The sequence below is a fragment of the Flavobacterium araucananum genome (assembly GCF_002222055.1).
GTDB classification, from domain to species: Bacteria; Bacteroidota; Bacteroidia; order Flavobacteriales; family Flavobacteriaceae; genus Flavobacterium; species Flavobacterium araucananum.
The window spans coordinates 1-9,393 of record NZ_MUGS01000073.1; the positions used below are offsets into that span (position 1 = coordinate 1).

General features: G+C 37.3%; 3 protein-coding genes. All 3 read right to left on the reverse strand.

From position 1 onward, the window contains the following. Nucleotides 1–312: 312 nt before the first annotated feature. The 3 genes from B0A64_RS23245 to B0A64_RS25650 all read right to left on the reverse strand — a co-directional run bounded on the left by B0A64_RS23245 (nt 313) and on the right by B0A64_RS25650 (nt 8,955). A complete protein-coding gene (locus B0A64_RS23245; protein WP_089481849.1) occupies nt 313–4,182 on the reverse strand; it encodes a T9SS sorting signal type C domain-containing protein in 3,870 nt (1,289 codons plus the stop codon). A 176-nt stretch (nt 4,183–4,358) separates the two neighbouring features. Continuing rightward, the gene (locus B0A64_RS23250; RefSeq protein ID WP_089481850.1) at nt 4,359–5,093 is read right to left on the reverse strand and encodes a T9SS sorting signal type C domain-containing protein; all 735 of its coding nucleotides are present in this window, start codon (nt 5,091–5,093) and stop codon (nt 4,359–4,361) included. A gap of 31 nt (nt 5,094–5,124) precedes the next feature. Further along, nucleotides 5,125–8,955 (reverse strand): beta strand repeat-containing protein, encoded by a 3,831-nt coding sequence (locus B0A64_RS25650; RefSeq protein WP_089481851.1) that lies wholly within the window; start codon nt 8,953–8,955, stop codon nt 5,125–5,127. Nucleotides 8,956–9,393: the final 438 nt, after the last annotated feature.

Consider the following 9,393-nt stretch of genomic DNA (forward strand, 5'->3'; position numbering starts at 1 on the left):
TTTTCCCAAAGAATATCCTGGGCATGAATAAACAAGGGACAGAAAAGCAAGAATAATAGATGTTTTTTCTTCATATTGTAGTTATTACGTAAATACTTAAAGTTTATTTTGTAAGTAAAAACTTTAAACAAAACACAATGATAATCAGAATTTACATATAAAACTACAATTAATTATAAGTATTTTTTTAAACAATATAAATTAGGCAACCTTAAGTCTGTATTTCTAGGGTTTTTTATCGTCTTTTAACTCGTTGGGTGTAATTACACCCAACGGGTAGTCTTTTCATTAAGTTTTAAAAATTTCATACTCTTAAAACACAATCTTACTCGTCGACGTATCGTCGTTTTCTAAAATTACTTTTACCAATAATACTTGTTCTCCTGGCGCTATGTTTTGAATTTGCAATTGGGTATTTCCTATTTTCTTTTTATGGTACAAAAGCTTTCCTGATACGCTAAAAACAGCAACTTCACGGATATTTTGCTTTGATGTTGTTATCGTAATCACTTTGTTTTTTACAGAAACCAAGATCTCTTTTTTACGATTTTCAAAATCATCGATTGCTAATGTTTTTGCTGTATATCGCACTATAAAACGATCTGCAAAAGTTCCTGACGCGGTTGTAAAAGTGTAGTTGCTTTTGCGTAAATCATGGACAAAACCGGTTGTTTTATCTTCGATATAAATGGATTGATGAATCAGTTCGCCATCGCTTTTATCTATCGAAATTGTAAACTCATCTGCAATAGTGGTCTGATATCCCAAATGCACTATATCTGTAGTCGCAAATGGCAAAGCGCGTCCCTGAATTGCGAGGTTTTTATTTTCGACAATGCTGTAAAAATCTGCATATTGATTACCATTAAAGGACACAGCATCATAATCTTCATCATACCAATTTGTTGCTTCGGGAATGTATCCAATCAGGATTTGTTTAAAAACATTTCGCTTGTTCTCAAGGTTTAACCAGATCCGGTGTCTTTCGATTTTGCTTGTTTGTTTTTCTTTAGAGGTATTTATTTTTGGGTTCTGTGCGGGTTTAAAAAAAGTTGAATTCTGTTCCTGAATGCGCATACTGTTGCTAAATGCTACAGTTCCTTTCTTTTTGCTTGCAACAAAAAAAGCCTGCCCGGAAGCTATTGTTCCGTCCGGAGTGGTTTTGTTAACACCTGTCGAAAGTGAGCCTCTTGTACCTACGCCTCCTACTAAATTATAAACGGCATAATCGCCAGATGTATATTCATTATTTTCAAAAGGGGTATTGTGTGTCCAGAAATAAAGGGCTCCTTTTATATTTAGTTGGTTTTGAAGCAGGAATAAATCTGCACTTAAAGCCGAAGGATATGGATTTCCTATTAAATTAAAACTATCACTATTCCCTAAATCTAAATTGAATTTTCCGGTGTTAGGAATTCCCATAAAGGTTGCTTCAAATGGTGAAGGAACGGTTGTAGAAAAATCCTGTGGCCCGCGAATAATATATCCTTTTGCGGCTATCATCACGTCAGATGGGTCTTGCTGATTCCAATCGTTGGAGACATAATCAAACGAGAAATATTTGTCCGGTAAGGTATTGGGCGAAACAGCTACCAATTTTTGATTGGCAACGGGAGAAGACCAATAGGTAAAATCAAATTTTAAAATGGGAGACGATTTTCTTTTAATCTGAACAATTCCGGTATTTTGTATCTCATCATCTGACTGGTATAAACTGGCTGAATCTTCGAGAACTAATATCCCGGCTCCTGAATAATCAAATTCGAGACCTAAGGTATTCGAACTTAAAAGTGTGACTGTTTTTGCTTCTTCAATTGTACAGCTGCAAACATTCGCGGTTTGCAAATTGGGATAATCTGCCTGAAAAACCAATTCTTTTCCGCCTGACGGAAAACCATTTGACCATGAGTTACCATTCCAAATTGTGGTTTCTAAGCAAAGTTTCAATCGGGCAATTCTATGTTTGGCAAGTCCTGAAACGGAATTAAAATCGCCTCCAATTACGAGTTTATGATCTGCTGAAAAACTCATTGTACTAACCTTGCCATTGAGATCTGCCTGAAAAGAAGGATCATAATCTCCTGATTTCAGCAATCGCATCAATCGTAACGAAGGTGTGGTTTTATAGGTTCCTGAAAAAGTTCCTGCTACTAAAATCTTATCATCGGGCTGAATTAAAAGACTTAAAACATCGCCTTTGTTAAAACCAGCACCGGACTCAAAAGTAGGGTCTAAACTTCCGTTGGGATTCAATCTGAGAATTCGTTTTTGAGAGAGTCCGTTATAGCTTAAAAAAGAGCCGCCAACAATTATTTTTTGATCGGATTGTAAGGCTAACGTATAAACTATTTTATCAAAACCGGTTCCAACATTAAACTCTGAATCGATACTTCCGTTATAATTTAACCGCACTAAACACAAAAATGCCTGACCATCAAAACTGGTAAAACGGCCTCCAACCAAGATCTTACCATCTGGCTGCACAAGCAGGGTTTCGACAATAGCATTGGCACCAAGACCAACATTAAAACCGGGATCACGCAAACCGTTTTCTAACAATCGCACTATTCTTGGGGCTGGCGTATCCTTGTAGGTGGTAAAATTTCCGGCTACTATTACTTTTTCATCCTGCATTGCAATTGCATAGACCTGACTTTTAAATCCTGAACCTGTTACAAATGTAGGATCGATGGCTCCGTCAGGCAAAATGCGAATGATACGGTTTGAACTTATTTCGTTATATTTTGTAAAATTACCTGCAAAAATTATTTTACCATCGGCTTGCAAAACTGCTGTTTTTATCAAATTATTGGCTCCGGATTGCCCTGCATTAAAAGTAGCATCGGCAGAACCATTTTCTAAAAGTCGGGTTATTCCTGGCGCAATAGTAGCATTGAACTTTGTAAAACTCCCCAATACCATTGTCTTATTTTCTGCCAGAGGCAAAACTTTTAGAACAGCATTATCAAAACCAATTCCAGCAGCCAAATATGCTGTATCATGTTCTCCACTGGCATTTACTTTTGCTAGTTTTCCCTGATTCTGACCGTCAAAAACCGAAAATGAACCTGCAATATACCAAGAACCATCCGGGGCATTTGCAAGTGCTAAAACAGATGCTGAACCTGGTCCTGAACCCATATCAAAATTAGGGTTTAGCGTTCCGTCTGAATGCAAAAAAAACATTCGATTTACTTCTGTACCATTATAAAAACCCTTAAAAGATCCACCCACCATAATGCTACCCGAACGATCTGTTTTGAGAACCTGAACAGCGTCTGCCGTTAAACCTAAACCTGTAAAAAAACTGTCGTCTACAGTTGCATCTTCATTTAGCCGGACAATTCTATTGGTCGTGATTTCGTTGTAAGTGGTAAATTTTCCGCCCAGAATAATTTTCCCATCCGGCTGCAAAACCATGGCATTTATATCATCATTAAAACCGGAACCACTATCAAAACTGCGATCAACTGTACCATCAGGAAATAAGCGGGCAATTCTATTGGCTGTGACTCCATTAAAAGAACTGAAATTTCCGGAAACTATAATTTTTTCGTTTGCCAATACCTCCACCTGCGTTATGTTTGCAGCAGCTCCTGAACCAGTATTAAAAGCAGGATCTAAAGCGCCGTTTGGCAGAATCCTTGCAATTCTGTTTACGGTCGTAGTATTGTATTTTGTAAAACTGCCTGCTATTATAATTTTCCCATCCGGTTGGGGACAAACTTTATAGATGATTCCGTTTGTTGCTCCTGTCGAAGTATTGAATGTTTCATCCTGCGAACCATCTTCGTTTAGGCGAATAAGTCTTCCGGTGCTTTTTCCGTTATAGGCCGTAAAATTTCCGGCTAGAATTATTTTTCGGTCTTTTTGAAGATACGAGTCGTAGACTTTACCTTTTATACCCGCTCCTGTATTAAAACTTTCGTCTATAATGCCATCGGGTTTTAAACGGCATAAATAAGAATTTGGAATTCCGTTCAGGCTCAGATAATCGCCGCCAACAATAAGTTTATCGTCAGATTGCAAAGCCAATGTTCGGATTGTGTTATCAAAACCATCTCCGTTTAGCCCGTTATCAACGGTATTAAAAGTAATATCTACTTTGCCTTGTTGTGCATAAACAGAAATTTGGATAAAGAAAATAAGGAGTACGAGAACTGAAATATATTTTTTAATCAAACTAAAAAGTATTGAACTACAATTACATCTTTATTTAATTGTAGGAATTAACTGCAATTATAGTGTTTTTTATTAACCATTGCAATACCTGTTTTAGATGATGTTTAGATTTTATTCCATAAAAAAAATCCATTCGCCGTAACGAATGGATTTCTCTAACTAAGGGTTGTAATTTTTTACTTAAATATTATTTTTTTCGTGGTTACAAATCCGTTTTCTAATGTAATATTTACCAACAAAACCTGATTGCTCAATGGTAAATTTTGCAATTGCAACTCGGTTGTTCCAACTTTATTTTTGTCATAAAGCAGTTTTCCTGAAACATCAAAAAGGGTAACTTGTTTTATATTTTCTTTGGTCGAAGTTACTTTTACAACTTTGTCTTTTACCGCAACCAATACATTATTATCCAGATTTTCAACATCTCCAACTCCTAATGTTTTGTTGGTATAACGTAAAACAAAACGATCTGTAAAAGTTCCTATTGCTGTTTGAAACGTGTAATTAGCGGCTTTCAAATCCTGAATTTTTCCGGTTGTTTTATCTTCCAGATAGATATTCTGACTGGATAAATCACCGTCTGTCTCATCGATCGCAATTGTAAATTCGCCTTCGACTGTAGTACGATATCCTAAAGGCACGGTATCTGTATCCAAAAATGGTAAACCACGACCTTGAATTACATATTTGTTTCCGTTATTAAAACTATAGAAATCCAAATAAGGGTTACCGTCCAGAGTAACACCATCATATCTGTTTTCATAATCATTTGATGCTCCTGCTACATAACCTACAAGCATTTGTTTAAACAATCCGTTTTGGCTGGTCATGTTTAACCATACACGATTTGTGGCAGTTGCTGATTTATCCTGTTTAAAAAACTGGGTATTATCTGTTGCTCCTAAACGCATTGAATTATTAAAAACTACTGTTCCGGCAGCATTAGAACTTGCAAAAAAGGATTGTCNNNTTGTGTGTCCAGAAATAAAGTGTCCCGTCTAAAAATCCGTTGGCTGCCAAAAATGTATTGGCATCAAGAGCAGATGGATACGGGTTTCCGATTAAATAATTCTTGTTTGCCAATAAAGTTTCTCCTGACAAATTTCCGTTGTTAGGAACTCCAACAAATGAAGCAGCGTAATCTGCTTTGACTGTTATAGAATATGTTGATGGTGCGCGGATAATATATCCTTTACCAACAAGCATTGTATTATTTGGATTGGTTTCTACCCAATTGTTACCATCAAAACCAAAATATTTATCAGATAAGGTTAAAGGAGAAACATCAATTAATTTTTGAGGCGTTACCGGTGCTGACCAATAAACAAAGTCTCCACGACGAATTTGCGGACTTATACGTTTGTATGTAATGTTACCACTATTGATGGCAGAACTACTATTGGACTGAAGCAAACTTGAATGGTTTTCGAATACTAATGATCCCGTTGATCCAACTGTTATAGCATCTGCTACGGTTAAAGTATAAGCACTTAAAACAGATAATGAAGCACCATTGTTAACGGTTAGTATTTGAGCAAAACCATTGGCTGTTGCAATAACCGGTTGGTTGGTAACATTTGGTATTACCACACAATCTGAAGCTGTTGGTACCCCGTTTGGACTCCAGTTTGTAGCTGTACTCCAACCTGTACCGCTTGTTCCTGTCCATGTTTTTACAGTAGGAGCATTAATGACTACTACTGTTGCCGGCGATAAACATCCTGTACTATTTTGGGTTGTAACATTATAAGTTCCTACCGCTACTCCGGTGAATATTCCGTTTGTATTGGTATAATCCGTTCCATTTATACTATAGCTAATTCCTGTGCCTGTTGGTGCAGTAACTGTAATAGTTCCTGTGCTTACAGAACAAGTTGGCTGTGTTGTTGCTGATGCAGTTGGTGCAGCCGGCGAAGGATTTACGGTAACAGTTAATGTAAACGGCGTTCCGGTACAAGTTCCCGATGTTGGGGTAACAGTATAAGTTGCTGTTTGTGCTGTACCTGTAGGGTTTACAAGTGTTCCTGATATGCTTGTTGGTGTACCGGTACTTGCAGTACCTCCGGTCATTGCTCCTGTTACGGTTGGGGCAGTCCAGCTATAAGTAGTTCCTGACGGAATCGTTCCGTTGGTTCCGTTTACCGGAGTAACTGTAAAAGCTAATCCTGTACAAACTGAAGCAGTCATTGGGTTAATTACTGCCGAAGTTACATTGACAAGTACAGGGTTTGACGCTACCGTTGTACCACAAGTAACAAGTGCACGATAATAAGTAGGTACGGTTTGTGTTGTTGTCAATGTAGGATTTGTTGAAGCAACATCAAGATAGTTAATAGTCAAATTATCAATACTATGAATATCTGTTGAACCTCCTGTACGTGCTGCAAATTTAAATTTCCAATTTGATTTGTCGGCACTAAGATAACCTGCCGGCAAAATAAGATTAGATACTACAGTTGTTCCTGCGATAGAGAGAGATAATTTTCCGCTGCTATCAACAGTAAGTACAACATTGTTAGGAGTTGTTGTTCTTAAATTAAAAGGAACATTTATGGCTGAGTTAAAAAGTGCCACACTATTATAGAGAACTCTAACACGGCTTCCGGTTGCTACTCCTTCATTATCATAGGTATCAAATTGTACAATAATCCCTGAGCCTTCACCACTTTCGCCATTACCGGCACTATTGGCTACATTCGACGCATAACTCAAACTTAATCCATCAGCTCCTGAACCGCCGTAAATTTTATAATCGAAAGTAACAGTAAAAGGATTAATATTTGTTCCGGGTGTTTTCTGAACTACAAAACCTCCGTAATAACTTCCGTTCAATTGGGTCAAGAACAATTCTCCGCCTGTTATTGAGGTATCATTTCCATAAAGACTTATGTCGCCAACTGTTGTGTTTGCAGATTGTGGTGTAGAGAAAGTGCTTGAAAAAAAAGTTGTGGGTGTTGGCAGTGCATTTGTCCAGGGATTATTACCATCTGGAGAAGTTTGCCAAACAAAGGTTGCCCCGTCTGCTGGCGGATTTTGCAAAGACAGAGTAAAGGGCGTGTTTGGACATACCGAAGCAGACGTCGACACCGTATCTCCGGGAGCAGGTGCTGCTGCACATACATCCTGAACGGTAACAAGGTAATCCTCAACCTGTCCGTAACTATTGCCATCCACAGACGAACACGGGGTTGTGTTATAAGAATTGTAATGACTTATAACGCGCATTCTGGTATTACCCAGAACAGCACCGGTAGGAATTGGGAAATAAACCGAAGCTAATTTTCCGTCACTTCCTGAAGAATTAGAAATAGTTCCAATAGCATAATATTCTCCTGCATCATCAAAATCACCATCCTGGTTCCAATCTACAAATGCGGTGTAATAAAAATTGTAATTTCCGTTATAAGTATTTCCGTTTACCGAGATAGTATAACTCTGTCCTCTTATTAATGTGGTACTGCTTGAAGAAGCAAAATCTTCGTAAGCCGGTGATGATATTGCAGCTGGTGATGGGTTGTTTAATGTATTTAATCTAACATTTGTAATTGGTGCAACATTTGCAAAATTAAACGTACAGCCTACGTTGATAAGTCCGGTACCGGCTGTATCAAAATAAGTACTATTTTTATTTACGGCTGTCGAGGTTGTACTACCCCAAGAACCCGCAACGGTAGAAGAACCATTAAGTATAAGACTTCCTACGGTATGTGTAAAAGTACCAAGATTTACTTTGCCTCCTGAAGCAATAGAAAATCCGTTGGTTATATTTTTTGCATTATTTAAAGTAATGTCTCCTGTGTTTTTAACAACTACGCCTCCTGATCCTGAAAAAGTTGCCGGCCACTCGACACCGGCAGTACGATTTGCCGTTGTGTTGTATTGCAAGGTAGCCGCTGCACCATAAGTTAAAGCAGCTGATGCCGTAGCTGATCCTTCAAGAGAAAGAACACCATTGACTGTAACTGTTGTAGTCGTTTTGGCACTGGTACCGGATAAAGTAAGATTTGTATAAGTCGTAGGCCTAACGGTTTGTGTACCTGAACGATCATAATTTACGGTAGCATTTGTTCCGTTCAAAACTATAGAGCTCGTTCCTGTACCTGTAATAGTAAAAGAACTTCCGGCAGAAGCCAGTAAAAAAGTACCGGTTTGCGCTCCTGTTGCCGTACTTACTGTAGCAGTATTTACTGCATTTTCGTTTGTCGTAACGATTTGACCTCCCAAATCTACAATACCACTTTGCAAATAAAATCCTGAATTAATTATTCGGGTATTACTAGAACCCACAAAACTTGAAACTGTCAAGTTTCCGCTTATCGTAAGATTTGCAATTGTCGAAGTCAGTTCTGTTCTTATGGTTGTATTATTAGCCGGGTTTCCGTCTGTTCCAATTACAAGAGAAGCACTCGTTAAGGTTCCTGAACCAGTAATCAACGGCGTTCTGTCGCTACTGGCTGATGAAGTGACGTTTATAGCTCCTGTTATTGCAACTACTACGCCTGAGTTTACACTAAGTGTTACATTATTGCCATTAAAATTTAGTACTGCTGCTTGTGCATTTACTGTGGCGGTTACGACATTACTGTTTTCTATAAAAACAGTATCATTTAAACCCGGAAAAATACCTGCACCAACTGCAGCTCCTCCGCTGGTAAGAGACCATGTTAAATTTGAATTCCAATTTCCTGAAGCTCTGGAGTAATAAGTAGCCGCAAAAATAGTGGTCTGGGAAAGGGCAAAAAATAAAAACGAATAAAGTAGTTTTTTAATCATACAAGTTGGTGATATTAAATCTTGTTTTTGGAAATCGATATTTTTCTTAAAAAAACAAAGCGCTGTTATTTAATACTTTACTATTTTTTCCACTAACATTGTTTTGCATTTTATTTCTAAAATATTTTTTATCATTCTTGAACGTTTTTTTTTACAAAATAAAACTTCAATAAATGAGCAAAACATAACCTAACTGCACAAAAAAGATAACTATTTAAATTTCAACTCTTAAAAGAATATTGATTCTCATTTTAAGAAATTTCAATTCAAATAAACTATAAAAAATAGTGTCTCGCAAGTCTTTTTTTTTAAAACCCCTACTTTCCGACAAAAAGCATAAATAATCGATGAAATACATCTCTTGAAGAAATAAAAAATGTAATAAGAAAAAAAAACCTACTTTTTAAAGTGGTCTTTTTTGACTTTTTGCATAAAAAA